Source organism: Kocuria salina, from assembly GCF_013368965.1.
In the GTDB taxonomy this organism is placed as follows: Bacteria; Actinomycetota; Actinomycetes; order Actinomycetales; family Micrococcaceae; genus Kocuria; species Kocuria rosea.
Genome location: NZ_SSSF01000008.1, coordinates 207,358 through 233,852, shown reverse-complemented (window position 1 = coordinate 233,852; position 26,495 = coordinate 207,358). Strand labels below are relative to the sequence as shown.

Below are 26,495 nucleotides of genomic sequence, written 5' to 3'. Positions count from 1 at the left end.
TGTGCTGGTGGGCGGGCTGGTCAGCTGGAGTAGGCGCTGTTCTCCTCGACGTAGTCGTGGGTCAGGTCGTTGGTCCAGACGGTGGCGTCGGCGTCCCCGGCCTTGAGGTCGACCAGGACGGTGACCCTGCGGTCGGCGGCCAGGTCCACGCCCTCGCGCGGGTCCCCGATCATGCCGTTGCGGCAGACCACGACACCGTTGATGGCGACGTCGAGCCGGTCGGGGTCGAACGCGGCGTCGGTGGTGCCGACCGCGGACAGGACGCGGCCCCAGTTGGGGTCGTTGCCGTAGATCGCGGCCTTGAAGAGGTTGGAGCGGGCCACGGAGCGGCTCACGTCCTCCGCCTGCCGCTCGGTCGCGGCGTTGACGGTGGTGATCTCGATGTCGTGGGACGCGCCCTCGGCGTCCGTGATGAGCTGCTGGGCCAGCGAGTGGCACACCGCGGTCACGGCCTGGCTGAACTCGAACTCGTCCGGCGTGATCCCGGAGGCGCCCGAGCCGAGCAGCACCACGGTGTCGTTGGTGGACATGCAGCCGTCGGAGTCGGTGCGGTTGAACGTGACCTTCACCGCGTCCTCGAGCGCCCACTGCAGGGCGTCGGAGGAGAGCTCCGCGTCGGTCGTGAGCACCACGAGCATCGTGGCCAGCCCCGGGGCGAGCATGCCCGCGCCCTTGGCCATGCCGCCGACCGTCCACCCGTCGCGGACGTAGGCGGCCTGCTTGGAGACGGAGTCGGTGGTCATGATGGCCCGGGCCGCGGCGGCCCCGGCGGCGTCGTCGTCCCCGAGGGCCTCGACGACCCCGGGGAGGCCGCGCTCCATGACGTCCATGGGCAGCTGGATGCCGATCAGCCCGGTGGAGCACACCACCACGTCCCCGGCCCCGACCCCGAGCGCCTCGCCGACGAGCTCGGCGGTCCGGTGGGAGGCCTGGAAGCCCTGCGGTCCGGTGCAGGCGTTGGCGCCGCCGGAGTTGAGGACCACGGCGGCGGCCCGGCCGTCCGCGGTCGCGGCCTTGGACCACTGGACGGGCGCGGCGGTGATCCGGTTGGTCGTGTACACGGCCCCCACGTGGTGCTGGGGCCCGTCGTTGACGACGAGGGCGAGATCCGGTCCGCCGGAGTCCTTGAAGCCGGCCTCGGTGCCGGCGGCGCGGAAGCCCTGGGCGGCGGCCACGCCGCGGGCGGTGTCGACCTGCAGGGTGCCGGCGGGCTGCTGGGAGGGGTACGTTCTCACGGTGCGACTCCTTGGAGTGTCAGGCCGGTGTCCTCCGGCAGGCCGAGGGCGAGGTTCATGGACTGGACGGCACCGCCGGCGGTGCCCTTGACGAGGTTGTCGATCACGCACGTGACGATGACCCGCCCCGCCCGGGCGTCGTGGGCGAGCTGGAGCTGGGCGTGGTTGGAGCCGGCCACCGACTTCGTCGCGGGCCACCGTCCCTCGGGCAGGACGGTGACGAACGGCTCGGCCGCGTAGGCGGTCTCCCAGGCCTCCCGCAGCTGCCCGGCGGTCACGCCCTCGGGGACCCGCGCGGTGGCGGTGGTGAGGATGCCCCGCGGCATGGGGGCGAGCGTCGGGGTGAAGGAGATCCGCACCCGGCGCCCGGCGGCCTTCGAGAGGCCCTGCTCGATCTCGGGGGTGTGCCGGTGGGCGCCGCCCACCCCGTACGGGCTCATCGAGCCCATGACCTCCGAGCCCAGCAGGTGCGCCTTGACGGCCTTGCCGGCGCCGGAGGTGCCCGAGGCCGCGACGATCACGACGTCCTCCGGCTCCAGGAGACCGGCCGCGAAGCCGGGGCCCAGGGCGAGCAGGGCACTGGTCGGGTAGCAGCCCGGCACCGCGATGCGGGTGGCGCCGCGGAGCTGCTCGCGCTGGCGGGTGCCCTCGGCGTCCACGACGAGCTCCGGCAGCCCGTACGGCCAGGTCCCGGCGTGCGGGGACCCGTAGAACTGGTCCCACTCCTCGGCGGAGTCGAGCCGGTGGTCGGCGCCGGCGTCGATCACCACGGTCTCCGCCGGCAGCTGCGCGGCGATCGCGGCCGAGGCGCCGTGCGGCAGGGCGAGGAAGACGACGTCGTGGCCGGCGAGGTTCTCCACCGTGGTGTCGACGAGCACCCGGTCGGCGAGGGAGTGCAGGTGCGGCTGCAGCTCCCCCAGCCGCTGGCCCGCGTTGGAATGGGCCCCCACGGCCCCGATCTCGATCTGCGGGTGACCGGCGAGGATCCTCAGGACCTCGCCACCGGCGTAGCCGGATGCCCCCGACACTGCTGCGCTGAACGTCATAGAACCCACTCTAGCTCAAAGTTATGCATGGTCTTCAATATTTATGCACGCTACGGGGGGAGGACCGGCGGGGCGGGGCGCGGGTGCGCCTCGTCGGAGCACGTCAGGATCCCCCCACTCGGATCGACCACGGCCGCTCTCGCGCTCCCCCCGGAACGGCTCTGCCCCCGAATCTACGCTTCCCGTCTGCAAATCTCGATGATTACGGGGGCTTTCCCGTGCCCCCTCTTGTGCACACGCTACCCCTGGGCGACCCCTGCGGGGAGGGCGCGGCGGGACTCCGTGCCTACCATGGCAGGGTTCCCGTCCGCGATCTCCAGGAGGTACCCGTCATGGTCCGTTGCGTCATGGTCGAGCGAGCCGGAGGCCCCGAGGTCCTGACCCTCGGCGAGCGTCCGGACCTCGAACCCGGTCCGCGCCAGCTGCTCGTCGAGACCCGCGCGGCGGGGGTGAACTTCATCGAGGTGTACCAGCGCGAGGGCGTCTACCCCGTGGAGCACCCCTTCACCCCGGGCTCCGAGGGCATGGGCGTGGTGACGGGCGTGGGCTCCGAGGTGCGCCACTTCGCCCTGGGCGACCGGATCACCACCTCGCAGGCGTCCCGGACCTACGCCGACGCCTTCCTCGTGGACGCCGACAAGGCCCTGCGCGTGCCCTCCGGCGTGTCCGACGAGGTCGCCGCGGCCGTCCCGCTGCAGGGTCTCACCGCGCACTACCTGGTCCGCTCGACGTACCCGGTCCAGGAGGGCGACGTCGCCGTCGTCACCGCGGGCGCGGGCGGGGTCGGAGGTCTCGCCGTGCAGCTGCTGAAGTCGCTCGGGGCCACGGTGGTCGCCCTGGTGGGCACGCAAGCCAAGGCGGAGACCGCGCGCTCCCTGGGGGCCGACTTCGCCCTGGTGGGCTACGAGGGCTTCGCCGAGCACGTCCGGGAGGTCACCGGCGGCCGCGGCGCCGACGTCGTCTACGACTCGGTGGGCAAGGACACCTTCGACGAGTCGCTCCGGGCGCTGCGCCGGCGCGGGATGCTGGTGCTCTTCGGCGGCTCCTCCGGCCAGGTGCCCCCGCTCGACCCGCAGCGGCTCGCCCAGCACGGCTCCCTGTTCCTCACCCGCCCCACCCTCAACGACTACCTGCTCGACGAGAAGGAGCGGAACTGGCGCGCGGGCGAGCTGTTCGACGCGGTGCTCGACGGGTCGCTGACCCTCCGCGTCGCCGAGACGTTCCCGCTCGACCGGGCACGGCAGGCCCACGAGCTGCTCCAGTCCCGCGCCGCCCAGGGCAAGCTGCTGCTGGTCCCGTGAGCGCCGCACCGATGATGCACCGCTTCCTCGGCGCCGACGGCGCGCGGGACCCCTACACCCCGTTCGTGGGGTGCTGCGCGGCCACCGTGGAGCACTACGACCTGGACCTCGACTACGACGTCGAGGACAACGGCCTCGAGGCGCGCGCCACCCTGTCCTGCCGCGCGCTGCACGACACGGACCGGATCGAGCTGGACCTCACCGAGCTCGCCGTGACCGACGTCAGGTTCGGCACCGGCGGACTCGGCGGTCTGCTCGGCGGCCGCCGCGTCCGCGCCGACCACCGCGGGAGCCGCCTCGTGCTGACCCTGCCGCGCGTCGTCGCCGCCGGGGAGGCGTTCACGCTCACCGTGGCCTACGAGGGGTACCCCGAGTCCCTGGACGGGCCCTGGGGCGAGATCGGCTGGGCCGAGCTCGACGACGGCGTGCTCGTCGCCGGGCAGCCCACCGGTTCGTCCACCTGGTTCCCGTGCGTGGACCACCCCTCCCACAAGGCCACCTACCGGGTCGCCGTGCACGCGGACGCCGACTACGAGGTGGTGGTCCACGGCGAGCTGGAGTCCGTGGTGGAGCGCGACGGCGAGCGCCACTGGGTGTACACGTCCCGGGTGCCGCTGCCGCCCTACCTGGCCACCGTGCAGATCGGCCCGTACGAGCGGCACGAGCTCTCGGGCTCGCGCGTCCCCCAGTACCTGGTGTGCTCCAGGAAGCGGCGCAAGAAGGCGGAGAAGACCTTCGCGGAGCAGGGCCGGATGATCGAGGTGTTCAACGACTGGTTCGGCCCCTACCCCTTCCCGAGCTACACCGTGGTGGTCGTCGACGAGTCGCTGGAGGACCCGTTCGAGTGCTACGCGTGCTCCGTGTTCGGCAAGAACCAGCTGGGCACGGACTGGGAGGAGCAGCGGCTCGTGGCGCACGAGCTGGCCCACCAGTGGTTCGGCAACAGCCTGGTCCTCTCCGCGTGGCAGGACATCTGGCTCAACGAGGGGTTCGCGTCCTACGCGGAGTGGATCTGGTCGGAGGCCTCCGGCGACCGGCCGGCCCGCTGGCACGCGGAGAAGGCGCACCGGACCCTGTCCAAGATGCGCCAGGACCTCGTCATCGGCGATCCCGGGCAGGTGCGGCTCTTCGACGACGTGGTGTACGTCCGGGGCGCCCTCACCGTCCACGCGATCCGGGAGACCGTGGGCGAGGACGCCTTCCGCACGCTGCTGCGCGGCTGGGCCACCGCCAACCGGGACGGGTGGGTGAGCACGGCGGGCTTCCGGGAGCACCTGCGGGGCTTCGTGCCCCGGGACCGGTGGGCGGAGGTCGACGGCCTGCTCGACGCGTGGCTGCTCCGCCGGGAGCTGCCCGCCCTGCCCTGACCCGCACCGGCCCCCGGGCACCGACGGGAACGGGCCCCCGCCGGACGCTGTGCGTCCGGCGGGGGCCCGTTGCGCCGCGCGGGCGGCCGGCCGGTCAGTGCTCCCGGCGGTAGAGCCGGCGGGCGAACCAGACCCCGCCCCCGGCCGCGGCGAGACCGGCGAGCAGCAGCAGGGCCGCCTGGACGCGCTGCCACGCGATGGTGCCCGCGGTGACGCCGTCCCCGAACTCGCCCGCCTCGGCGGTCTCGACCACCTGGAGGGTGCCGTCCTCGACGGCGAGCAGCGCGTCGGCCTCCTGGTGGAAGTCGTCCTCGCCGGAGCCCGTCTGCGTGCCGCGGAAGACGATCTCCTCCCCCGCCTCCGGGACGCGCGGGTCGGCGAGGCCCGAGTCGAAGGGCTGCTCGGTGACCGCCTCGTCCGCGGGCAGCACCCCGCGGTAGATGGGGTTCCAGGTCTTGGTCTGCAGATCGTTGGTGAGGTCCTGGTACTGCCCGGAGATCACCCACGACCGGTCCGCGTAGCCGGCCAGCCTGCGGGAGTCGTCCCAGGCGAGGGCCGCGCTCACCGCGAGGACCAGGCCCAGGAGCAGCCCCAGCAGGCCCACGGCCGTCGGCTTCCAGGCGATCGACCGGCGGGCGCGCCCGTCCTGCACGTCCTGCTCGTCGTCGAAGGCGAAGAACGGCTCCTGGCGGTCGGTGGTCTCCTCGGTCATGCTGCGCTCCTGGAACGGGGTCGGGGAAGGGGGGTCGGTCGCGAACGCCGGGGTCGCGGCCGGGGACCCGGTGCCACAGTACCGAAGTCGACGGCGCACTCCCTGGCGTTCGCGAGTGTTACCGCCCGGGCGGGGCGGGGACGACGGACGGACCGCTCCCCGGAGGGGGCGGGCCGTCCGGGCGGGACCGCTCAGCCGCGGAGCACGGCGCCGTGGCGCTCGGCGGCGACGGCGACGGCCGCCTCGCGGGCGGCGGAGGCCTCGTCCGCGGTCAGCGTGCGGTCCGGGGCCCGGAAGCGCAGCGCGAAGGCGACCGACTTCCGGCCCTCCTCGATGCCGGGTCCCTGGTAGACGTCGAAGACGCGGACGTCCTCGAGGAGCTCCCCGGCGCCCTCCTCGAGCGCGGCCCGCAGCTCGGCGGCCGGCACGGAGGCGTCCACCACGAGCGCGACGTCCTGCGTGGCGGCCGGGTAGCCGGAGATCGGGCGCGCCTGGACGACCCCGGACTCGGCCGCGGTGAGCGAGCTGAGGTTCAGCTCCATCGCCACGGTCCGCTCGGGGAGGTCCTGCGCGGCGACGAGCTGCGGGTGCAGCTCGCCCGCGTAGCCCAGCGGGGTGCCGTCGGCGGTGGCGAGCACCGCGGTGCGGCCCGGGTGGAACGCCTGGTGGGTGCCCTGGCGGACGGTCAGCTCGACCCCCAGCACCTCGGCGGCCAGCCGGGCGGTGTCGAGGGCGTCCTGCCAGTCGAACGCGCGCGGCGCGGTCCACGGCCCCTCGGCCGCGTCCTTGCCGGCGAGGACCGCGGCGAGGTGGCGCGGCTGGGCGGGCAGACCGGCCTCGAGCTCCTCGAGCACCGCCGGGTCCGGGCGCGCCCCCAGCGGCGGGATGCTCGCGCTGCCGAGCTGCTCGCCGGGGCGGAAGACACGCCCGACCTCGTAGAGCGCCAGGTCGCGGAAGCCGCGGGAGGTGTTGCGCCGCAGCACCTCGAGCAGGCCCGGGAGCAGGGACACGCGCAGCATCCCCTGGGCCTCGCTGATCGGGTTGGCCAGCTTCACCGACGGCACGGGCACCCCGGGCTCGGGGGCACCCCACAGCTCGTTGTCCGCCTGCGCGACGAACGGGTAGGCGAGCACCTCGGTCAGCCCGGCGGCCGCGAGCGCGTCGGCCACCCGCTTGCGGGCCTGCTGCTCGGCGGTCAGGCCGCGCCCGGGGGGCGCCACGGGCAGCCGCGAGGGGATCGCGTCGTAGCCCACGAGGCGGGCGATCTCCTCGACCAGGTCCTCCTTCTCGACCAGGTCGGGCCGCCACGACGGGGGCACGACGCGCCAGCCGTCGTCGGTGGCCTCGACCTGCGCGCCGAGCTCGGTGAGGGTCGCGACGACCTGCTCCGCCGTGTACTCCACGCCCGTGCGGCGGCTCGGGTGGTCCCAGGGCAGCTCGATGGGCGCGGGGGCGGTGGTGGCGTCCACGTCGGTGACCCCGGGCCCGGCCGTGCCGCCGGCCAGCTCCACGAGCAGCTCCACGGCGCGCTGGGCGGCCACCGGGGCGATCTGCGGGTCCACGCCGCGCTCGAAGCGCTTGGACGCCTCGGAGGGCAGCCGGTGCCGGCGGGTGGTGCGGGCGATCGAGACCTCGTCGAAGCGGGCCGCCTCCACGAGGACGTCGACGGTGGCGTCCGAGACCTCGGTGGCCGCCCCGCCCATGACCCCGGCCAGGCCGATGGGCCCGGACCCGTCGGTGATGAGCAGGTCCTCGGGGTCCAGGGTGCGCCGCTTGCCGTCCAGGGTGGTCAGGGTCTCGCCCGGCGCCGCCCGGCGGACCCCGATGCCGCCGGTCAGCGTCGCGAGGTCGTAGAAGTGCAGCGGCTGGCCGAGCTCGAGCATCACGTAGTTGGAGACGTCCACCGGCAGGGAGATCGAGCGGATCCCCGCCAGGCGCAGCCGCGCCGACATCCACGGGGGTGTGGGGGCGCTCGCGTCGATGCCGGTCACCGTGCGGGCGACGAAGCGGGTGCACCCGGGGTTGCCGTGGATCGGGGCGTCGTCCTCGACGGCCACGGGGAAGCCGTCCGCGGTGGGGGCGGGCACCCGGGGCGCCACGGTCCCGGCCGGGTCGGTGAAGGGCTCGTGCACGGCGTGGCAGTACTCGCGGGCCACGCCGCGGATCGAGAACGCGTAGCCGCGGTCCGGGGTCACGTTGATCTCGGCGGCCTCGTCGTGGAGGCCGAGCAGCTCGAGGGCGTCCGTGCCGAGCTCCGGGTCCAGGCCGAGGGTCGAGAGCACCAGGATGCCGTCGTGGTCCTCGCCGATGCCGAGCTCCCGGACGGAGGCGATCATCCCGGCGGAGGTGTGGCCGTAGGTCCTGCGCGCCGAGATCCTGAAGTCCCCGGGCAGGACGGCGCCGGGCAGGGTCACGACGACCTTATCCCCGACCTCGAAGTTGTGGGCCCCGCAGATCACGCCCTGCACGCCGGAGGGGTCGATGCCCTCGCCGGTCAGGGTCTGCTCCTGGCCCTCGGGGACCACGCGGACGGTGCACCAGTTGACGGTCTTGCCGTTGGAGTGGGTCTCCGGCTCCTTGGACAGCACCTGGCCGACCACGACCGGGCCCTTCAGGTGGTCCGCGGGACGGTGCACGTCCTCCTCCTCGAGGCCCACCGTCACCAGGGCGGCCAGGACGTCCTCGGCGGTCGCGTCCGCCGGGACGGGGGCGTGCTCGCGCAGCCATGACAAAGGAACTCGCATGTCTTAGATCTCCATCCCGAAGTGCTCGCTGAAGCGGACGTCGCCCTCGACCATGTCGCGCATGTCGGGGACGTTGTTGCGGAACATCAGGGTCCGCTCGATGCCCATGCCGAACGCGAAGCCCGAGTACACCTCGGGGTCGATGCCGGCCGCGCGCAGCACGTTCGGGTGGACCATGCCGCAGCCGCCCCACTCGATCCACTGCGGCCCGCCCTTGGCGTTCGGGTGCCACACGTCCAGCTCGGCGGACGGCTCGGTGAAGGGGAAGTAGTTGGGCCGCAGCCGGATCTTCGCCTCCGGGCCGAACATCTGCCGGGCGAAGTGCTCGAGCGTGCCCTTGAGGTCGGCCATCGACAGCCCCTTGTCCACGGCCAGACCCTCGACCTGGTGGAAGACCGGGGTGTGCGTGGCGTCGAGCTCGTCGGTGCGGTAGGTGCGCCCCGGGACGACGACGTAGACCGGCAGCTCGCGGCTGAGCAGCGTGCGCATCTGCACCGGCGAGGTGTGCGTGCGCAGCACGAGGTGCGCCTCGGGCGGGTCCACGAAGAAGGTGTCCTGCAGCTCCCGGGCGGGGTGGTCCGGCTTGAAGTTGAGGGAGTCGAAGTTGTACCACTCGGACTCGACCTCGGGGCCGTCGGCGACCTCCCAGCCCATGGCCACGAACGTCTCGCCGACGCGCTCCATGAGGTTGGTCAGCGGGTGCCGCCCGCCCAGGCGCCGGCGCCGGCCGGCGGCGGTGACGTCCACGGCCTCCTCGACGAGGATCCGGGCGTCCCGCTCCTCCTCCAGCACCGTGGTGCGGGCGGCGACCGCCTGGTTGACGCGGCCGCGGGCCTGGCCGACCAGCTTGCCGGCCGCGGACTTCTGCGACTTGTCCAGGGAGCCGATCTGCCGGTTGGCCAGCGCCAGCGGGGAGCGGTCCCCCGCGTGGGCGAGCCGGACCTCCTTGAGCTCGTCGAGGTCCTGGGCGTTTCCGACGGCGGCCAGGGCCGCCTCCACGGCCGCGGCGACCGCGGCCTCGTCGGTCGGGTCGACCGCGCCGCTCGGGGCGGTCTCGGGTGGCAGTTCAGACATCAGCTGGCGACTTCTTCGGCTCGGGGACGGGGTCGTCCGCGCACGCCGTCCCACGGTCCGTGGGACATGGAGCACGGGAAAGCCCGGATCGGCACGGATCGCGGGCGTGTTCCAGTCTATGGCACGGGCCGCTGGGTCCGCCCACCGCTTCTCCGGCACGTCGACGACCCGGTGGTACCGGAGCGCGGCGCGGTCCGGCGCGGAGGAGTGCCGGCGCTGCCCCGCTGCTTCCGTGCCCGGGTGATCGCAGGCGTGCCGATCGTCGGCCCGGACGGGGTGCGCCGAGCGGAACTAGGCTGGTGCCATGACACCCGAACCGAGCCGGGCGGCGCGCCTGCGGCAGGTGTGGAACATGGCGAACCTGTCCACCCCGCTGGGGCTGCTGGTCGCCGCGGCCTCCCGGACCAAGGTGGTCCGCGGCCCGGAGGGGCTGATCCTGGGCTTCGGCTACCGGCCCCGGCTGCCCCGGGCCGGGGCGTTCACCGTGGGCAACGTGGTCCTGTTCCGCGCCGGGATCGACGACGTCGCGGCCCGCCCCCGGCTCGTGGCCCACGAGTCCCGCCACGCGACCCAGTGGGCGCAGTGGCTGGGCCTGCCCTTCCTGCCGGCCTACCTCCTGGCCGCGGGGTGGTCGGTGCTGCGCTGCGGGCACCCGGCGCACCGCAACCCCTTCGAGATCGGGGCCGGTCTCGCCGACGGCGGCTACGCCCCGGCCCCCCGCCACCACGGCTGACCGGCGCGCCGCCACCTGACCCGCTCCGGCCGGCACGGACCGGGTCAGCCCCGCAGGTGGTCCAGCAGGGCGTGCACGATCGGCAGGTCGGCCGGGATCCAGGGGAGCTCGAGCGCGGCGGCGGGGTCGGCGAGCGGGAGCCACCGCACGGCCAGGTGGTCCTCCCCCAGCACGGGCCGGGGGTCGCCGCCGGCGGCCACGGCCGTCCAGACCCGCATCGCCGCGGTGTCCTTGAGCGGCCAGCCCTGGGCGTGCGGTCCGCGCACCTCCGCGAGCAGCTGGACGTCCACGCCGAGCTCCTCGGCGCACTCCCGCACCAGGGCCTGCTCGCAGCTCTCGTCCGGCTCCTGTTTGCCGCCGGGGAACTCCCACAGGCCCCGCAGGGCCTCGGGGTAGGCCCGCTGCGCGGCGAGGAAGGCCGTGGGACGGCGGGCGTCGTCGAGGAGGGCGGCGCCGACCACCTGGGTGCGGTACGCGGCGGGCAACGGAGCGGTCACGGGCTCAGTGCCCGTCCCCGGCGCCGGGGCGCCGCTGGGCCCGGGCCGAGGCGTAGAGGCACACGGTGGCGGCGGTGCCGACGTTGAGGGACTCCGCCCGGCCGTGCACCGGCACGGCGACGCGGTGGTCGGCCAGCGCCTTCTCCTCCTCCGACAGTCCCCGGGCCTCGTTGCCGAAGAGCCACACGGTGGGACGCGCCAGGTCGTAGGGGGTGTCGACCCCGTCCGCGCCGGCGGCCCGGGCGGCGGAGGCGTCCTGGAGGCGGTCGAGGTCGACGTCCCCGTGGCCGTCGGCGGCCAGCACGCCGCACCCGGCGGCGCGGGCGGCCCCGAGCAGCGCGGGCAGGTCGGCGCCCACGACGACGGGCAGGTGGAAGAGGGAGCCGGCGGTCGAGCGCACGGTCTTGGGGTTGTAGACGTCCACGCTGCCGGCGGTGAGCACCACCGCGTCCGCGCCGGCGGCGTCCGCCGCGCGCAGCACGGTGCCGGCGTTGCCGGGGTCCTGGACCCGGGCCAGCACGGCCACGAGCCGCGGCCGGGCGGCGAGCACGGCCCCGAGGTCCGCGTCGAGGGGGCGGCACACGACGACGACGCCCTGCGGGGTCACCGCGTCGCTCATCGCGGCGAGGACCTCCCGCGTCACGAGGCGCACGAACACGGAGCGGTCCTCGGCCACGCGCTCGAGGAGCGCGGCGATGTCCGGGTGGCGGCCCAGAGCGTCCTCGGTGACGTAGACGGCGTCCACGCACGGGGACTCCGGATGCCGGGCGAGGGCCTCGCGGGCGTTCTGCGGGCCCTCGGCGAGGAACAGCCCGCGCTTGGAACGCGCGGAGCGCCCGGCCAGTCCCGCGACGTCCCTGACCCGATCGGCTCGGGGGTTGGACATCGGCTGGGCGGCCAGGCGCTCCGTGAGGTTCACTGCTCCGACTGTGCTCAGGCGGCGGCTTCGCGCGGCGCGGAGGTGTCCTCCGGCAGGGCGTTCTTCGCGATCTCGACCAGACCGGCGAACGCCTGCTGGTCGTTCACGGCCAGCTCGGCGAGCATCCGGCGGTCGACCTCCACCTCGGCGGCCTTGAGGCCCTGGATGAAGCGGTTGTAGGTCAGGCCGTTGGCGCGGGCCGCGGCGTTGATGCGCTGGATCCACAGCCGGCGGAAGTCGCCCTTGCGCTTCCGGCGGTCGTTGTAGCTGTAGACGAACGAGTGGGTGACCTGCTCCTTCGCCTTGCGGTACAGGCGCGAGCGCTGGCCGCGGTAGCCGGAGGCCTGCTCGAGGATTTCCCGGCGCTTCTTGTGGGCGTTGACCGCCCGCTTCACACGTGCCACGTGTGTACTCCTTCACTTCGGTCCCGGCCGCGCGGCCGGGAGGTCAAATCTGTGCGGGGCGGGGAGTCGGACTCCCCGGGGGATGCGGTGGGGACTACTTGCCCAGCATCTTCTTGATGACCTTGGCGTCGCCGGGGGCCACGATCTGGTCGGAGGCCAGGCGGCGGGTCAGCCGCGAGGACTTGTGCTCCAGGTAGTGGCGGCGGTTGGCCTGCTGGCGCTTCACCTTGCCGGTACCGGTGAGCTTGAAGCGCTTCTTCGCCCCGCTGTGGGTCTTCATCTTCGGCATGTGGCCGCTCTCCTTGCGTTTCTTCCGGTGGTGGCCACCGGAGGGCACGGCGACGTCCGCCGCACCTCCACGGTGCCCCTGGGCGCAACCGGGACCGGCTGCGCGCCGCGGGGCGCTGTCAGTTCTGCTCCGCTCGCGCGGAAGGTCGTGCGCCGCTCAGGCCTGGGGCCCGGGCTTGGCGCCCGGCTTGGGACCGGGCCGGGGAGCCTTCGGCGCCGCGGCCGGGGCCGTGGGCGCCGGGGCCTTCGGGGCCGGCGGCTTCGGGGCGGCCTTCGGCGCCGGGGCCTCGACGACCTCGGGCGCCTCCGCGACCTCGGGCTCCGGGGCCTCGACGGCCTCGGGCGCCTCCGGCTCGGCGACCTCGGGCTCGGGGGCGGCGGCCTGCGCCGTCTCCGGGACCTCGGGGGCCGGTGCCGGCTCCTGGACCTCGGGCTCCGGGGCCGGCTGCTGCACCGGCTCCTCAGCCTGCCCGGCCCGTTCGCGCAGCTCGGCCGGGAACGCGTCCCCGATCGACTGGGTCACGGGCGCCGCGGAGGACGTGTCGATCTTGTCCTTCGCCTTGCGCTCGTTCTCGGCCTTCGCCTCGTCGCGCTGCTTCTGGCGGCGCGCCTCGGCCTTGGCCTCGGCCTTGTTCTTCAGCGGGCCCACGACCATCACCATGTTGCGGCCGTCGACCCGGGGGCTCGACTCGACCGCGCCGACCTCCGCGACGTCGTTCGCGAAGCGCTCGAGCAGGCGGACGCCCATCTCGGGGCGCTGCTGCTCGCGGCCGCGGAACTGGATCATGGCCTTGACCTTGTCGCCGGCCCCGAGGAACCGCTTGGCGTGGCCGACCTTGGTCTCGTAGTCGTGGGTGTCGATCTTGAGCCGGAACCGGACCTCCTTGAGGACCGTGTTCGTCTGGTTCTTGCGTGACTCCCGGGCCTTGACCGCGGCCTCGTACTTGTACTTGCCGAAGTCCATGAGCTTGGCCACCGGCGGCTTGGCGTTGGGCGCCACCTCGACCAGATCGAGATCCGATTCGCGGGCCAGCCTCAGTGCGTCCTCGACGCGGACGATGCCGACCTGCTCGCCTGCGGGTCCGACGAGACGGACTTCGGGGACTCGGATTCTGTCATTGATACGTGGATCGCTAATGCCGTGCTCCTGATGTTCTGCGTGGTCGCCCGGAGGTTTCCGGGGACCTCATGGTTCGGTCCGGTCCGCAACGACAAAAAGCCCCCGCTGCGGTCGGCAAGCGGAGGCTCATCGGTGCGCCACCCGGGAGTGGCGCGCTGCGTGACGGAGCGGACGCGGGAACTCCCGGCCGTGCCGTCGTGCGGACGATGTCGTCGCGGACCCGGCGGCCGTGATCAGGTCGTCCGAGCGGATCGGGGACCGTGGCCGGCGCGGGTGGGAGTCTCCTCCACTTGCACACTGCCGACCAGTCTAGCCCATGGGCCGCCGGTTCGGGAAACGGCGGGCGTGCGCGCTGTCACTCGTCCTCGGTGCTGTGCAGGGCCCGGCGGGCCGAGAGCAGCTCCGTCTCCGGGCGGGCGGCGACGAAGCGCTCGACGTCGTCGAGGACCTCGACGAGGCGGGCGGCGTCGGCCGCGACCACGGCGGTGCCCACCAGGGCCCGGCGGTGGAGCTCCAGGTGGCCGACCTCGGCCGCGGTCACGGGGAACCTGCGGCGCAGCTCCGCGACGAGGGGCCGCACCACGGAGCGCTTGCCCTTGAGGGAGTGCACGTCCCCCAGGAGCACGTCGAACTCGATCCACCCGATCCACACGGCGTCCCCGCCTCCTCCCGGCCGTCCCCCGGCCTCCCCAGCAGGATAGTGCCGGCGGGGCCGGGACGGTCCGGGCGGCGGACAGCGGTGTGGCAGAGTTGGGACATGACTTCCGAGAACACCTTCCGCTTCGACGACGACGCCGCACGGTCCGGCCAGGAGATCCCGCAGGAGACGGTCAGCGCCGTCGACGAGCAGATGCGCGACATCGCGGAGGTCCCCGCCATCGAGGTCATCACGACCGCGGCCGTGCACCTCATGAGCGCCGCCGCCGTGAAGTGCGGTCTCGCCGCCGGCGAGGACGCGGAGGAGCTCAAGGACCTCGACGAGGCGCGCAAGCTCATCACCGCGCTGGCCGGCTTCGTCACCGCCGCGGCCCCGGAGATCGGCTCGCAGCACGCCGCTCCGCTGCGCGACGGCCTGCGCACCCTGCAGCTCGCGTTCCGGGAGGCCTCGCGCTACCCGGACGCCCCCGGCCAGGGACCCGGCGAGCGGTTCACGGGTCCCGTCACCTGAGGACCGTCACCACGCGTGCCGCGGGCTGATCCGGGTTCCCCGGGTCAGCCCGCCGTCGTGAGACGCAGCTGCATCGAGTCCACGTCCTCCGCGAGGGCCGGCTCGACGCTCAGCCGGGCCTGGAAGCGGGCGACGACGTCGTCCAGCTGCGCCCGGTCGAGCCCGGCGCGCAGGGACAGCACCACGGCCAGCTCGGGGCCCGCCCCACCGCCCCGGACGACCGCCCCGTCCGCAGCGCGCACGGCCACCCCGTCGCCGGGGGCCGTCCCCACGCCGAGCAACCCGGGCAGGTCCTCGGCGCAGCGCCGCACGGCCGCCCCGACCGCCGGGCTGCGGTAGGAGGGCGTCCAGGTCCTGCCCTGGGCCAGCGCCCAGAGGGCCGGGCGGCGCACGACGAACGGGAGCTCCGTGCCCGGGTCGAGCACGAGCAGCTGGGTGCCGTCCTTGACCGCGGCCACGGCCGCCCGGCGGACGTCCGTGGCCACCGGCCGCGCCCGGGCGTGCCAGTGCGCGAGCGCCGCGGTGGACGTGAAGACCGGCAGCACCTGCCGGCCGTCCGCCGCCCGCAGGGACACGAGGGCCATGTCGGCCTCCTTGTCGGCCACCAGACCTGCCTCGGTCACGGTCGAGGCCGAGACCTCGGCCACGACGGGCACGAACACCCGGGTCCCGGCCAACGCGGCGACCACCGCGGACTCGTCCCCCCTCCCCGCGCGCAGGTCCTCGAGGGCCTGCAGCACGGCCGGGGCGGCGGCGCCGTCGTCGTCGGGGAAGCGGTGGGTGTGGCTGGTGCCCTCCCCCAGGTCGCGCCCGGCCCAGGCCTGGCCGCCGGTGTCCTCCGTGCCGCCCGCGCCCGCGAGCTGGGCGGCGATGTGCGCCGGCAGGGGCCGCTCGGTCACCGCGCTCCCGGCCGGCCCGCCACGTCGAGGGCCTCCTCGAGGGTGAAGCGGCCCGCGTAGAGGGCCTTGCCCACGATCGCGCCCTCGACGCCGGAGGGCACCAGGGTGCGCAGGGCGGCGAGGTCCTCGAGGGAGGAGATCCCCCCGGAGGCGACCACGGGCTTGTCGGTGCGGGTCGCAACCTCCTGCAGCAGCTCCAGGTTGGGGCCCTTGAGGGTGCCGTCCTTGGTGACGTCGGTGACCACGTAGCGGGCGCAGCCGTGCTCCTCGAGGCGGTCCAGGACCTCCCAGAGGTCCCCGCCCTCCTCGGTCCAGCCGCGGGCGGCGAGCACGGTGCCCCGCACGTCGAGGCCCACCGCGATGACGTCGCCGTGCTCGGCGATGACCTTCTGCGTCCACTCGGGGTTCTCGAGGGCCGCGGTGCCCAGGTTGATCCGCGCGGGGTCCAGGGACAGCGCCCGCTCCAGCGAGGCGTCGTCGCGGATGCCGCCGGACATCTCGACCTTCAGCTCCAGCTCGGCGGCCACGCGGCGGAGGACGTCGATGTTGTCGCCGCGGCCGAAGGCGGCGTCGAGGTCCACGAGATGGATCCACTCGGCGCCGGCCTCCTGCCACGCGAGGGCGGCCTCGAGCGGGTCGCCGTAGCCGGTCTCGGAGCCGGCCTCGCCCTGGACCAGGCGCACGGCCTGGCCGTCCGCGACGTCGACGGCGGGCAGCAGCTGGAGGCGGGGGGTCTCGCTCAGGGACATGGGTTCTCTTCTCTCGGTGCTCGGGTGCGGGTGTGCGGGCGTTCGGGGTGGGCCCGGGGCTCAGCGGCCCTGGAACCAGGCGTACCAGCCGTAGCCGACGAGGGCCGCCGCGACGGCGGCCAGGAGGACGACCGTCCACAGCGGCTTGCGCTGCTGGTGGAACGAGATGGCGCCGCCGGCGACGAACGCCCCGAGCACCATGACGACGACGGCCGCGCTCACGCGGCGCCGTCCTGGCTCTCCAGGGTCGGCCGGCCGGCCAGGGTGTCCCCGCCGAGGGGGTCGCCGGCCTTGAGGTGGTCGAGGCGTCCCGTGCGCGGCAGGGTGCCGAGCCAGTTGCGCAGCAGCTGGATGCCCGCCTCGGAGGACTTCTCGGGGTGGAACTGCGTGGCGCACAGGGCCCCGTTCTCCACAGCGGCGATGAAGCGCCCGCCGTGGTCGGACCAGGTGACCTGCGGCGGCCGCATCTTCTGGATGCTCTGCGGGAAGTCCCACTCCTGCACCCCGTAGGAGTGCACGAAGTAGAAGCGCTGGTCCTCGATGCCCCGGAACAGGACGCTGCCCTCGGGCGGGTCGACCGTGTTCCAGCCCATGTGCGGGACGACGTCGGCCTTCAGCCGTTCGACGACGCCGGGCCACTCGCCCATGCCCTCGGTCTCCCGGCCGTGCTCCACCCCGGAGTCGAAGAGGACCTGCAGGCCCACGCAGATGCCCAGCACGGGCCGTCCGCCGGCGAGGCGGCGGCCGATCAGGCGCAGCGCGTCCACGGAGCGCAGACCGTCCATGACGGCGGCGAACGCGCCGACGCCGGGGACCACGAGGCCGTCGGCGTCGAGCACCGCCTCGGGGTCGGCGCTGAGCACCACGTCCGCGCCGGCGGCCTCGAGGGCGCGCACGGCCGAGCGCACGTTGCCGGCGCCGTAGTCGAGGACCGTGACGGTGGGCCGGGCGGCGCCGTCGGTCGCGGCGGTGCCGTCCGTCGCGGTGGTGCCGTCGGTGCTCACAGGGCCCCCTTCGTGGACGGGATGCCGCGGACCCGGGGATCGGGCTCCACGGCCTGGCGCAGCGCGCGGGCCAGGGCCTTGAACTGGGCCTCGGCGATGTGGTGCGGGTCCCGGCCGGCCAGCAGCGTGACGTGCAGGCAGATCCCGGCGTGGTGGGCCAGGGACTCGAAGACGTGCTGGACCATGGAGCCGGTGAAGTGCCCGCCGATGAGGTGGTACTGCTGGCCCTCCGGCTCGCCGGTGTGCACCGCGTAGGGCCGGCCGGAGATGTCGACCACGGCGTTGGCCAGGGCCTCGTCCAGCGGGACGGTGGCCTCGCCGAACCGGCGGATCCCGGCCTTCTCGCCCAGCGCCTGGCGCAGGGCGTCCCCGAGGACGATCGCGGTGTCCTCGACGGTGTGGTGGACGTCGATGTGGGTGTCCCCGGTCGCCCGGATCCGCATGTCGATCAGGGAGTGCTTCGACAGCGCGGTGAGCATGTGGTCGTAGAAGGGCACCGAGGTGTCGATGTCGTTCTCGCCGGTGCCGTCGAGGTCGATCTCGACGGACACCGTGGACTCGCTCGTGCGCCGCTCCAGGGCGGCGCGGCGGGGCGCACGGGTGCCGGTGGTGGTCTGGTCGCTCATTCGGTGGGAACTCCTCGCGGGCGCGGCACGGCCGTCGGTGGGCCGCGGATGGTCCGGGCCGGGACGCACGGCGGCGCCCCGGGCCCGGTGGTGGTGGTCTGCCTCCATGCTATCCGGGTCGGGAGGACCCGGCCCCGGGGCCCCTCAGCCGCCGGAGACGATCCGCTCCATGCTGGTCAGGAACGCGGTGGTCTCCTCCTCGGTGCCGGCGGTGACGCGCAGGTGGCCGGGGATCCCGACGTCCCGCACGAGCACCCCGTCCTCGAGCAGCTCCCCCCACACGGCCCGGGAGTCCTCCATGCCGCCGAAGAACACGAAGTTGGAGTCCGACTCGGCCGGCTCCAGCCCGATCCGCTTGAGCTCGTCAACGATCCGGTCGCGCTGGACCTTGATGTCCTCCACGTTGGCCAGCAGCGACTCCGAGTGGCGCAGGGCCGCCAGGGCCGTGGCCTGGGTGACGGCGGAGAGGTGGTACGGCATCCGGACCAGGCGCACGGCGTCGGCGACCTCCGGCGCCGCCGCGAAGTAGCCGAGGCGGGCGCCGGCGAGCGCGAACGCCTTGCTCATGGTGCGGGAGACGATCAGCCGGGGCCGGCCCTCGAGCAGCGTGAGCGCGGTGGGGGTGCCGCCGTGGGAGAACTCCGCGTACGCCTCGTCGACCACCACGACGGTGCGGAACTCCTCCCCCGCCTCGTACACGGCGGTGACCACGTCCGAGCCCAGCGCGGTGCCGGTCGGGTTGTTGGGCGAGCAGAGGAAGACCACGTCGGGGCGGTGCCGGCGCACCTGCTCGGCCGCGGACTCCGCGGACAGGCCGAAGTCCGCCGCCCGCTCCCCGGCGACGAAGCCGGTGTGCGTGCCGGAGGCCAGCAGCGGGTACATCGAGTAGGTGGGGACGAAGCTGAGCAGGGTGCGGCCCGGGCCGCCGAAGGCCTGCAGGATCTGCTGCAGGATCTCGTTGGACCCGTTGGCCGCCCACAGGTTCCCGGGCCCGAGCCCGTGGCCGAGGTACGCGGCGAGCTCCTCGCGCAGGGCGGTGAACTCGCGGTCCGGGTACCGGTTGAGGGTCCAGGCCGCCTCGGTGACCTCCCGGACGATCGCCGCGTGCACGTCCGCCGGGACCGGATGAGTGTTCTCGTTGGTGTTGAGCGCCACGGCGACGTCGAGCTGCGGGGCGCCGTACGGCGTCTTGCCGCGCAGGTCGTCGCGGAGCGGGAGGGCGTTGAGTCGGTCCAGGTTCTGCGTCACCCGGACAGTTTAGTGCTCCGCCCGGGGCGTACAGATCGGGGCGTACAGATCGGGGTGTACAGAGCGGGGCGTGCTGATCGGGCGGGCGGCTCAGGCGGCCGGGACCTCGAGGAGCTGGCCGGCCACGAGCACGGAGCTGTCCAGGTCGTTGAGCTCCACGATCTCGTCCATGACCTCCCGCGGGTCCCGGTCCGGATCGGCCGCCACGGCGAGCTCCCACAGGCTCTGCCCGGGGAACACGGTGGTCTGCTCGGTCCCGGAGCCCGGGACGGGTGCGCTCGTGGCCGTGGCCGTCGAGGGGACGAGGAAGATCACGGCGAGCACCACCAGGGCGGCGGAGCCGGCCAGGACGGGCAGCCCCAGGAACACCAGGCGGCCGCGGCGGGTCAGGGTCAGCGGGGTGCGGGACGCGGAGCGGGCGGGACGGGCCCGCCGGAGCGCACGGCCGAGCCCCCGGGCGGATCCTGCGGACTCGCGGCGGCGGGCGACGACGGCGGTGAGGGTGGCACTGGCACTCATGACATGAACTCCTTGACGTTCCCGCACGGAGCGGGCGATCTCGAACACCGGTCCGGTCGACGACCCTCGCGGGCCTCCATTCGATCGAACATACTTTCGAATACCGATGACCCATGTCTAGCACGTGTCTGCGAATGCTGTCGACAGCGGGTCGTACATATGTTTGAACACACACGGCGTGTCGCCTAGGCTGAGGACAGGTCCGGGCCCCCGGCCGGCGCGCGCTGCGGATCCCCTGCGCCTGCCGACCGGGACCCATCGAACCACCCGGGTCCGACATCGGAACCGGGACCGCGCAGACCGGCTGCGGCACCTGCAGCCGGACGGGAAAGGACGACGCTCCCATGGCCCAGCCCCCCACCCCCGAGGAGCCCCGCGCCCAGGGCGCCCGCCCCGGGGCACGCTCGCGCAGCCGCGGGCTCACCGTGCGCCAGCGCACCATCCTCGAGGCCATCCAGCGCTCCATCGCCGAGCACGGCTATCCGCCGTCCATGCGGGAGATCGGGGACCTCGTGGGCCTGGCCTCGCTCTCCAGCGTCACCCACCAGCTCGCCCAGCTCGAGAAGCTGGGCTATCTGCGCCGCGACCCCAAGCGCCCGCGGGCCATGGAGGTGCTCACTCCCCTGCAGCTGCGCGGGACCGCCGGGGCGGAGTCCGCCGAGCCGTCGCAGGAGGCCCCGGCGCCACCGGCGGGCCGGACCGCTCGTCCCGCCGCCGAGAACGCCGTGGCCGAGCTGTCCACCTCGGCGGACGTGACGATGGTCCCCCTGGTGGGCCACATCGCCGCCGGCGGGCCGATCACGGCCGAGCAGTCCGTGGAGGACGTCCTCGCGCTGCCCCGCCAGCTGGTCGGGCACGGCGAGCTGTTCATGCTGCGCGTCAAGGGCGACTCGATGATCGACGCCGCGATCTGCGACGGCGACTGGGTGGTGGTGCGCCGGCAGAGCGCCGCCGACAACGGGGACGTCGTGGCCGCCCTGCTCGACGACGAGGCGACGGTCAAGACCTTCCGCCAGCGGGACGGCCACACCTGGCTGCTGCCGCAGAACACGCGCTACGAGCCGATCCTCGGCGACCACGCCACCGTGATGGGCAAGGTCGTCTCGGTGCTGCGCAGCCTCTGAGCCGCCGCACGCCCCGGCACCCGGGCCCTCCGCCGCCGGTGGGGGGCCCGTTGCCGTCCGGGCCGGCCGCCGTCCGGACACCCTGCTGTCCGCACCCCGTGCGGGCCCGGCGCGGTCCGTGGAGACCCCGGGCGGCAGCCCGGACGTGCTCAGCCCACGGAGAGCCGCTGCAGGGCGCCGAGCACCACCTGGCGGTCCGTGGTGGTCCACAGCGGCGGCAGGGACCCGCGGAGGAAGCCGCCGTAGCGGGCGGTCGCGATCCGGGAGTCCAGGATCGCCACGACGCCCCGGTCCCCGCCCGCGCGGATGAGCCGCCCGGCCCCCTGGGCGAGCCGCACGGCCGCGTGCGTCGCGGACACGGACATGAACCCGTTGCCGCCGGCCCGTTCCGCGGCGCGGCTGCGGGCGCTCGCCAGCGGGTCGTCCGGGCGCGGGAAGGGGATCCGGTCGATCATCACGAGCCGGCACGAGGCCCCCGGGACGTCGACGCCCTGCCACAGGCTCATCGTGCCGAACAGGCTCGTGGCCGGGTCGTCGGTGAACTCCTGGACGAGTCCCGCGAGCGAGGACTCCCCCTGGCACAGGATCGGCAGGTCGGTGCGCCCGCGCAGCGCCTCGGCCGCCTCCTCCGCCGCCCGGCGGGAGGAGAAGAGCCCGAGGGCCCCGCCCCTGGAGGCCTCCAGCAGGGCCAGCATCTCGTCCAGCTGGGCCTCCGTGAGCCGGCGGCCGGGCTTCTCCAGGTGCTTGGCGAGGTAGAGGATGCCCTGCTTCGGGTAGTCGAACGGGCTGCCGACGTCCACGCCCTCCCAGCGCGGGGCGCCCTCGCCCCGCAGGCCGAGGGCGCCGGCGGCGGAGTCGAAGGACGAGCCGACGGACAGGGTGGCGGAGGTGAGGACCACGGTGCGCCCGTCGAAGAGCCCCTCCCGCAGGGTGCCGGCCACGCTGAGCGGGGCCACGTGCAGGGTCGCCGGGTCGGTGTCCTCCGCGGGCACGTAGCCGCGGCCCGGCTCCCAGCCGCCCTGGCGCGAGATCCACAGCACCTCGCGGTGCTCCTCGGCGGCGAGGATCCGCTCGGCCAGGTCGAGGACGTCGCTCACCCGGGAGCGGGCCATCTGCCGGCCGGCGTCCCCGTCCTTCTCCCCGGGACCGGCCTTGGACTCGGTCATCACGGTGCGGGCGGCGTCCCGGATCTGGGCCACGGCCGCCGCCTGGGCGTCCCCGAGGCCGCGGTGCAGCAGCTCGGCGGGAGCGCCCATCAGGGCGGCCTCGAGGTTGGCGGCCCCGGCGGTGAGCGAGTCGGGGCTCGCGGAGGTGTGCTTGCGCGCGGACGCGGCGGCCGAGCGGACCATCGCCGCGGAGAGCTGTCCGGTGACGGCGCCCGTCACCCGGTCCTGGAGCTCGTGGGCCTCGTCGATGACCACGACGTCGTGCTCGGGCAGCACCGTGATGCCCTCGAACGCGTTGATCGCGAGCAGGGCGTGGTTGGTGATGACGATGTCGGCCTCACCGGCCCGCTGCTTGGCGAGCTCCGCGAAGCAGTCCTCGACCAGGGGACAGCTGCGGCCCAGGCACTCCTTCGCCGTGACCGACACCTGGCGCCAGGCGCGGTCGCTGACCCCGGGGAGCACCTCGTCCCGGTCGCCGGTCCCGGTCTCGCGGGCCCACTCGCGCAGGCGCTGGACCTCCTGGCCGAGCCGCCCGGGGTTCTCGGCGGCCTCGGGCTGCGGCGGGCCGGGGTGCGGGGCGGCGTCGGGCAGCGCGAAGAGCGCGCCGGGCTCGTCGTCGGACGGGTAGCCGCCCTCGATCTTGTGCAGGCACGCGTAGTTGCTGCGGCCCTTGAGCAGGGCCACGTCCACGTCCCGCTCGAGCTCGCCCTCGAGGGCGGCCAGCAGGCGCGGCACGTCCCGGCCGACGATCTGCGACTGCAGCGCGAGCGTCGCGGTGGCCACGACCACCGGCTTGTCCGCGCGCTGGGCGTGCTCCACGAGCGGGGCCAGGTACGCGAGGGACTTGCCGGTGCCGGTCCCCGCCTGGACCAGCAGGTGCCGGCCCCGGTCCAGGGCCTCGGCCACCTTGGCGGTCATCAGCCGCTGCCCGTCCCGGACCTGCCCGCCCATCGCGGTCACGGCGGTGTCCAGCAGGGCCAGGGAGTCCTTGGCCCCGGGCAGGGTCTCCGGGCGCACGCCCGAGACGTCGTGCCCGGACTCGTCCACGAATGCGGCGGCCACGCGCTCAGGCGCTCTCGGCGCCGAAGCCGGGAGCGCGCTCGGGGGCGAACTCCGCGAGCTCGGCCGCGAGGTCCTCGCGGACCTTCACGAGCAGGTGGGTGCCCTCGGGCAGGTGCTCGGTGCGCAGGATCTCCGCGTCCCAGTCGTGCAGCCGGCTGACCACGTCCCCGCGCTGGTAGGGCACGAGCAGGTCCAGCACCGTCTCGGGCCGCGGGATGGACTCGCTGATCCGCTGCCGGAGCTCCTCGATGCCCTCCCCGGTGCGGGCCGAGACCACCACCACGTTGCGCTCGCGCTGCTTGATCCGCTCGACCACGAACGGGTCGGCGGCATCCACCTTGTTCAGGGCGATGATCTCGGGGATGTTCTGCGCGTCGATGTCCGTGAAGACCTGGCGCACCGCGCGAATCTGGCCCTCGGGGTCCGGGTGGGAGGCGTCCACCACGTGCAGGATGAGGTCGGAGTCGGCGACCTCCTCCAGGGTGGAGCGGAACGCCTCGACGAGCTGCGTGGGCAGCGAGCGGACGAAGCCGACCGTGTCCGAGAGCGTGTAGCCGATGCCGTCCGGTGTCTGCGCGCGGCGGACCGTGGGGTCCAGGGTGGCGAACAGGGCGTTCTCCACGAGCACGCCCGCGTCCGTGAGCCGGTTCAGCAGCGAGGACTTGCCCGCGTTGGTGTAGCCGGCGATCGCCACCGAGGGCACGGAGTGGCGGCGGCGGTTGAGCCGCTTGGTCTCGCGGGCCGGCTTCATCGCGGCGATCTCGCGCCGCAGCTTGGCCATGCGGGTGCGGATGCGCCGGCGGTCCAGCTCGATCTTGGTCTCACCGGGGCCGCGGGAGCCGATGCCCTCACCGGCGGCGGCGCGACCGCCGGCCTGGCGGGACAGGGACTCGCCCCAGCCGCGCAGGCGCGGGAGCAGGTACTCGAGCTGGGCGAGCTCGACCTGGGCCTTGCCCTCCTTGGACTTGGCGTGCTGGGCGAAGATGTCGAGGATCAGACCCGTGCGGTCGATGACCTTGACCTTCACGACGTCCTCCAGCCCGCGCCGCTGGGAGGGGGCGAGCTCGGAGTCGACGACGACGGTGTCCGCGCCGGTCGCGGCGACGATGTCCCGCAGCTCCTTGGCCTTGCCCGAGCCCAGGTACGTGGCCGGGTCCGGCTTGAGCCGGCGCTGGACGATGCCGTCCAGCACCTCGGAGCCCGCGGTCTCGGCGAGCGCGGCCAGTTCGCGCAGGGAGTTCTCGGCCTCCGCGAGCGTGCCCTCCGTCCACAGTCCGGCCAGCACCACGCGCTCCAGGCGCAGCTGGCGGTACTCGAGCTCGGTGACGTCCTCGAGCTCGGTGGACAGGCCCGCGACGCGGCGCAGGGCGCGGCGCTCCTCGAGGTCCTGCTGGTCGCCGTCGTGGACGGTGTGCCCGTCCTCGGCGTCGGCCAGCTCCCGGGCCCGGCCGGAGAACCGGCCCGGCGCGGTGGAGTCGTCCTCGGGGGCGGTGTCCTGCCCGGCGGCCTGCTCCCGGGCACGGGCCCGGGACAGCACGCGCTCGACGACGTCCTCCAGGTCCTGCCGGCTCAGGCCGTTCTCGGGCTCCGCGGCGTCGCGGGGCTCGGCAGGGGTTTCACGGGGGTGGGTCATGGTTCCTTTCGGACGGGATGCTGATCAGTACATTCTAGTGGCGGTGCCGGACATCCCGGCGTCGGAGCCGGGCGTCCCGGCGGGGTCCGCGCCGGTTCCCGGTGCGTGCGGGGCGGGCGCTGTCGGTAGCATGGGGCGCTATGGCACCGCCTCCCGACTCCCCCGATCCCGTGGCCGGCCCGGCGACCCCCAACCCGGGGACCGAGCACTACTTCTCCGAGGACCCCTCGGTCCCCGAGGTGCGGCGGTCCGTGGCCGTGCGGCTGCGGGGGCGGGAGGTCTCGCTGCAGACCTCCAACGGGGTGTTCAGTCCGCGGGGTCTCGACAAGGGAACGTCCGTGCTGCTGGAAAATGTTCCCGACCCCGCCGGGGCGGAGCTCCTGGACATCGGTTGCGGGTGGGGCCCGATCGCGCTGAGCCTGGCCGGGGCCGCCCCGGGGGCCCGGGTCACGGCCGTGGACGTCAACGAGCGCTCGCTCGGGCTCACCCGGGACAACGCGGCGGCCCTGGGCCTGACCGGCGTGGAGGCGCTGCTGCCGGAGCAGGTGCCCGCGGAGCGGCGCTTCGACACCATCTGGTCCAATCCGCCCATCCGGATCGGCAAGCAGCAGCTGCACGAGCTGCTGCTCCAGTGGCTGCCGCGGCTGGCCGAGGGCGGCACGGCGTGGCTGGTGGTGCAGAAGAACCTCGGGGCGGACTCGCTGCAGAAGTGGCTCGGCACCGCGCTGGGCGCCGCCTTCCGGGTCTCCCGGCACACGACCGACAAGGGGTTCCGGGTCCTGCTCGTCGAACGGCGGGACTGAGCGACCGGCACCGGGCCGGGTCCCACCCCACGAACCGCAGGCCTCAGGCCTCAGGCCTCAGGCCTCAGACGAAGGTGCCGTCGGCCACCAGCACGGCCGGTCCGGCCAGCACCACGTGCTCGGCGCCGTCGGGCGCGGGGACGAACGTCACGGAGACGATCCCGCCGGGCACCTGCACGAGCCACTGGTCGGGGGCCGTGGCGCCGCCCCAGAAGCGGGTCGCGGCCGCCGCGGCGCACGCGCCCGTCCCGCAGGACTGGGTCTCGCCCACGCCGCGCTCGTGCACGCGCATCCGCACCCGGCCCACGCCGTCGTCGTCGCCGTCGGCGGGGACCACGAACTCGACGTTGGTCCCGTCCACGGGCTCCGGGCGCACGACGGGAGCAGTGTGCAGCCCGAGCTGGTCGAGCTTCTCCCCCTCCGCGAGCGCCACGACGGTGTGCGGGTTGCCCATGCCGATCGACAGCGCGGGGCGGGGCACCTTCAGCCCCTCGGCGGTCACGACGGCGTCCGAGCCGCGGGACCGGGCCGCGTCCCCGTCGAGGAAGGTCCACGGCCCCATGTCCACGGCGTAGCCGGAGTCGGTGCGGGCCACGGTCTTCACCCCGGCGCGGGTGCCGATGCGCAGCACGTCCCCCTCGGGGACCGCGGCGAGACCCCGCTGGAGCAGGTAGTGGACGAAGACCCGCACCCCGTTGCCGCACATCTCGGCGACGGAGCCGTCGTTGTTGCGGTAGTCCATGAACCACTCGGCGTCCGGCGCCGCCTCGAGGACGGCCCGCCCCTCGGGGATCGCCTCGGAGCGCACGGCGCGGATCAGCCCGTCCCCCCCGATGCCGCGGTGGCGGTCGCACACCAGGGTCACCAGCTCGGCGTCCAGGGCCAGCTCCGCGTGCGGGTCGGTCAGCAGCACGAAGTCGTTGCCCGTGCCGTGGCCCTTGGCGAAGGCGCGGCCCCGGAGCTCCCCCCAGGGGCCGGCGTCGGCGCCGGGGGCGGTGTCCGGGGCGGGGCGGGTGTCCTCGTGCTGGGCGGTGGGGCTCTGGGCGGAAGTCAC

At 74.3% G+C, this 26,495-nt stretch carries 27 protein-coding genes; 6 read left to right on the top strand and 21 right to left on the bottom strand.

Annotated features, from left to right (window positions below; translation table 11 throughout):
* Positions 1-20 precede the first annotated feature (20 nt).
* Together argJ and argC are read right to left on the bottom strand one after the other, a co-directional pair.
* Positions 21-1,235, bottom strand: coding sequence for a bifunctional glutamate N-acetyltransferase/amino-acid acetyltransferase ArgJ (gene argJ, locus E7Z53_RS15850; RefSeq protein WP_017832880.1), 1,215 nt, complete (start codon positions 1,233-1,235; stop codon positions 21-23).
* On the bottom strand, positions 1,232-2,281 hold the full coding sequence (gene argC / locus E7Z53_RS15845) for an N-acetyl-gamma-glutamyl-phosphate reductase (RefSeq protein WP_109222409.1): 1,050 nt from the start codon (positions 2,279-2,281) through the stop codon (positions 1,232-1,234). The genes argJ and argC overlap by 4 nt, the downstream gene beginning before the upstream one ends.
* 332 nt (positions 2,282-2,613) lie before the next feature.
* Between argC and E7Z53_RS15840 the strand changes: the two genes are divergently transcribed.
* Positions 2,614-3,582: a quinone oxidoreductase family protein gene (locus E7Z53_RS15840; RefSeq protein WP_035929620.1), complete on the top strand. Its 969-nt coding sequence runs from the start codon at positions 2,614-2,616 to the stop codon at positions 3,580-3,582.
* On the top strand, positions 3,579-4,949 hold the full coding sequence (locus tag E7Z53_RS15835; protein ID WP_126350054.1) for a M1 family metallopeptidase: 1,371 nt from the start codon (positions 3,579-3,581) through the stop codon (positions 4,947-4,949). Before E7Z53_RS15840 ends, E7Z53_RS15835 begins: the two co-directional genes overlap by 4 nt.
* Positions 4,950-5,043: 94 nt before the next feature.
* Here E7Z53_RS15835 and E7Z53_RS15830 read toward each other — a convergent pair whose 3' ends face one another.
* The 3 genes from E7Z53_RS15830 to pheS form a co-directional block, all read right to left on the bottom strand.
* The gene (locus E7Z53_RS15830; protein ID WP_095651767.1) at positions 5,044-5,661 is read right to left on the bottom strand and encodes a hypothetical protein; all 618 of its coding nucleotides are present in this window, start codon (positions 5,659-5,661) and stop codon (positions 5,044-5,046) included.
* 191 nt (positions 5,662-5,852) lie between these two features.
* The gene (pheT, locus tag E7Z53_RS15825) at positions 5,853-8,405 is read right to left on the bottom strand and encodes a phenylalanine--tRNA ligase subunit beta (RefSeq protein ID WP_176338170.1); all 2,553 of its coding nucleotides are present in this window, start codon (positions 8,403-8,405) and stop codon (positions 5,853-5,855) included.
* A 3-nt stretch (positions 8,406-8,408) separates the two neighbouring features.
* The gene (gene pheS, locus E7Z53_RS15820; RefSeq protein WP_035929629.1) at positions 8,409-9,479 is read right to left on the bottom strand and encodes a phenylalanine--tRNA ligase subunit alpha; all 1,071 of its coding nucleotides are present in this window, start codon (positions 9,477-9,479) and stop codon (positions 8,409-8,411) included.
* Between the two features lie 304 nt (positions 9,480-9,783).
* Here pheS and E7Z53_RS15815 point away from each other — a divergent pair, with 304 nt between their 5' ends.
* Positions 9,784-10,212: a DUF4157 domain-containing protein gene (locus E7Z53_RS15815; protein WP_176338169.1), complete on the top strand. Its 429-nt coding sequence runs from the start codon at positions 9,784-9,786 to the stop codon at positions 10,210-10,212.
* Positions 10,213-10,256: 44 nt separating this feature from the next.
* Here the strand turns inward: E7Z53_RS15815 and E7Z53_RS15810 are convergent, their stop codons facing one another.
* The 6 genes from E7Z53_RS15810 to E7Z53_RS15785 all read right to left on the bottom strand — a co-directional run bounded on the left by E7Z53_RS15810 (position 10,257) and on the right by E7Z53_RS15785 (position 14,092).
* The gene (locus E7Z53_RS15810) at positions 10,257-10,709 is read right to left on the bottom strand and encodes a (deoxy)nucleoside triphosphate pyrophosphohydrolase (RefSeq protein ID WP_369598001.1); all 453 of its coding nucleotides are present in this window, start codon (positions 10,707-10,709) and stop codon (positions 10,257-10,259) included.
* A 4-nt stretch (positions 10,710-10,713) separates the two neighbouring features.
* Positions 10,714-11,628 carry a TrmH family RNA methyltransferase gene (locus E7Z53_RS15805; protein ID WP_017832889.1) on the bottom strand — a complete coding sequence of 305 codons (915 nt, stop codon included), beginning with the start codon at positions 11,626-11,628 and terminating at the stop codon, positions 10,714-10,716.
* A 14-nt stretch (positions 11,629-11,642) separates the two neighbouring features.
* Positions 11,643-12,032, bottom strand: a complete 390-nt coding sequence (gene rplT, locus E7Z53_RS15800; RefSeq protein ID WP_031282709.1) for a 50S ribosomal protein L20 — start codon at positions 12,030-12,032, stop codon at positions 11,643-11,645.
* 94 nt (positions 12,033-12,126) lie between these two features.
* The gene (rpmI, locus tag E7Z53_RS15795; RefSeq protein ID WP_017832891.1) at positions 12,127-12,321 is read right to left on the bottom strand and encodes a 50S ribosomal protein L35; all 195 of its coding nucleotides are present in this window, start codon (positions 12,319-12,321) and stop codon (positions 12,127-12,129) included.
* 156 nt (positions 12,322-12,477) lie between these two features.
* The gene (infC, locus tag E7Z53_RS15790) at positions 12,478-13,431 is read right to left on the bottom strand and encodes a translation initiation factor IF-3 (RefSeq protein WP_241975713.1); all 954 of its coding nucleotides are present in this window, start codon (positions 13,429-13,431) and stop codon (positions 12,478-12,480) included.
* A gap of 364 nt (positions 13,432-13,795) precedes the next feature.
* The gene (locus E7Z53_RS15785; RefSeq protein ID WP_017832893.1) at positions 13,796-14,092 is read right to left on the bottom strand and encodes a DUF503 domain-containing protein; all 297 of its coding nucleotides are present in this window, start codon (positions 14,090-14,092) and stop codon (positions 13,796-13,798) included.
* 105 nt (positions 14,093-14,197) lie between these two features.
* Here E7Z53_RS15785 and E7Z53_RS15780 point away from each other — a divergent pair, with 105 nt between their 5' ends.
* The gene (locus E7Z53_RS15780; RefSeq protein ID WP_017832894.1) at positions 14,198-14,608 is read left to right on the top strand and encodes a DUF1844 domain-containing protein; all 411 of its coding nucleotides are present in this window, start codon (positions 14,198-14,200) and stop codon (positions 14,606-14,608) included.
* Between the two features lie 44 nt (positions 14,609-14,652).
* Here E7Z53_RS15780 and E7Z53_RS15775 read toward each other — a convergent pair whose 3' ends face one another.
* The 7 genes from E7Z53_RS15775 to E7Z53_RS15745 all read right to left on the bottom strand — a co-directional run bounded on the left by E7Z53_RS15775 (position 14,653) and on the right by E7Z53_RS15745 (position 19,653).
* Complete coding sequence (locus E7Z53_RS15775; protein ID WP_109222405.1) at positions 14,653-15,507, bottom strand: SseB family protein; 855 nt, start codon at positions 15,505-15,507, stop codon at positions 14,653-14,655.
* The gene (gene priA / locus E7Z53_RS15770; protein ID WP_017832896.1) at positions 15,504-16,256 is read right to left on the bottom strand and encodes a bifunctional 1-(5-phosphoribosyl)-5-((5-phosphoribosylamino)methylideneamino)imidazole-4-carboxamide isomerase/phosphoribosylanthranilate isomerase PriA; all 753 of its coding nucleotides are present in this window, start codon (positions 16,254-16,256) and stop codon (positions 15,504-15,506) included. The genes E7Z53_RS15775 and priA overlap by 4 nt, the downstream gene beginning before the upstream one ends.
* A 60-nt stretch (positions 16,257-16,316) precedes the next feature.
* Positions 16,317-16,478 carry a hypothetical protein gene (locus E7Z53_RS15765; RefSeq protein WP_017832897.1) on the bottom strand — a complete coding sequence of 54 codons (162 nt, stop codon included), beginning with the start codon at positions 16,476-16,478 and terminating at the stop codon, positions 16,317-16,319.
* Complete coding sequence (hisH, locus tag E7Z53_RS15760; protein WP_176338168.1) at positions 16,475-17,260, bottom strand: imidazole glycerol phosphate synthase subunit HisH; 786 nt, start codon at positions 17,258-17,260, stop codon at positions 16,475-16,477. Before hisH ends, E7Z53_RS15765 begins: the two co-directional genes overlap by 4 nt.
* Positions 17,257-17,886 carry an imidazoleglycerol-phosphate dehydratase HisB gene (gene hisB, locus E7Z53_RS15755; RefSeq protein WP_017832899.1) on the bottom strand — a complete coding sequence of 210 codons (630 nt, stop codon included), beginning with the start codon at positions 17,884-17,886 and terminating at the stop codon, positions 17,257-17,259. The genes hisH and hisB overlap by 4 nt, the downstream gene beginning before the upstream one ends.
* A 144-nt stretch (positions 17,887-18,030) precedes the next feature.
* Positions 18,031-19,134 carry a histidinol-phosphate transaminase gene (locus tag E7Z53_RS15750; protein ID WP_176338167.1) on the bottom strand — a complete coding sequence of 368 codons (1,104 nt, stop codon included), beginning with the start codon at positions 19,132-19,134 and terminating at the stop codon, positions 18,031-18,033.
* A 90-nt stretch (positions 19,135-19,224) separates the two neighbouring features.
* Positions 19,225-19,653 carry a hypothetical protein gene (locus tag E7Z53_RS15745; protein ID WP_095651565.1) on the bottom strand — a complete coding sequence of 143 codons (429 nt, stop codon included), beginning with the start codon at positions 19,651-19,653 and terminating at the stop codon, positions 19,225-19,227.
* A gap of 425 nt (positions 19,654-20,078) precedes the next feature.
* Here E7Z53_RS15745 and lexA point away from each other — a divergent pair, with 425 nt between their 5' ends.
* Positions 20,079-20,777, top strand: coding sequence for a transcriptional repressor LexA (lexA, locus tag E7Z53_RS15740; protein ID WP_440941488.1), 699 nt, complete (start codon positions 20,079-20,081; stop codon positions 20,775-20,777).
* A gap of 149 nt (positions 20,778-20,926) precedes the next feature.
* Here lexA and E7Z53_RS15735 read toward each other — a convergent pair whose 3' ends face one another.
* Together E7Z53_RS15735 and hflX are read right to left on the bottom strand one after the other, a co-directional pair.
* On the bottom strand, positions 20,927-23,005 hold the full coding sequence (locus E7Z53_RS15735; protein WP_017832903.1) for an ATP-dependent DNA helicase: 2,079 nt from the start codon (positions 23,003-23,005) through the stop codon (positions 20,927-20,929).
* A 4-nt stretch (positions 23,006-23,009) separates the two neighbouring features.
* Positions 23,010-24,638: a GTPase HflX gene (gene hflX, locus E7Z53_RS15730; RefSeq protein ID WP_017832904.1), complete on the bottom strand. Its 1,629-nt coding sequence runs from the start codon at positions 24,636-24,638 to the stop codon at positions 23,010-23,012.
* A 140-nt stretch (positions 24,639-24,778) separates the two neighbouring features.
* On the opposite strand from hflX, the gene E7Z53_RS15725 reads away from it, so the two are divergent.
* A complete protein-coding gene (locus tag E7Z53_RS15725) occupies positions 24,779-25,441 on the top strand; it encodes a class I SAM-dependent methyltransferase (protein ID WP_017832905.1) in 663 nt (220 codons plus the stop codon).
* Between the two features lie 64 nt (positions 25,442-25,505).
* Here E7Z53_RS15725 and dapF read toward each other — a convergent pair whose 3' ends face one another.
* The gene (dapF, locus tag E7Z53_RS15720) at positions 25,506-26,495 is read right to left on the bottom strand and encodes a diaminopimelate epimerase (RefSeq protein WP_017832906.1); all 990 of its coding nucleotides are present in this window, start codon (positions 26,493-26,495) and stop codon (positions 25,506-25,508) included.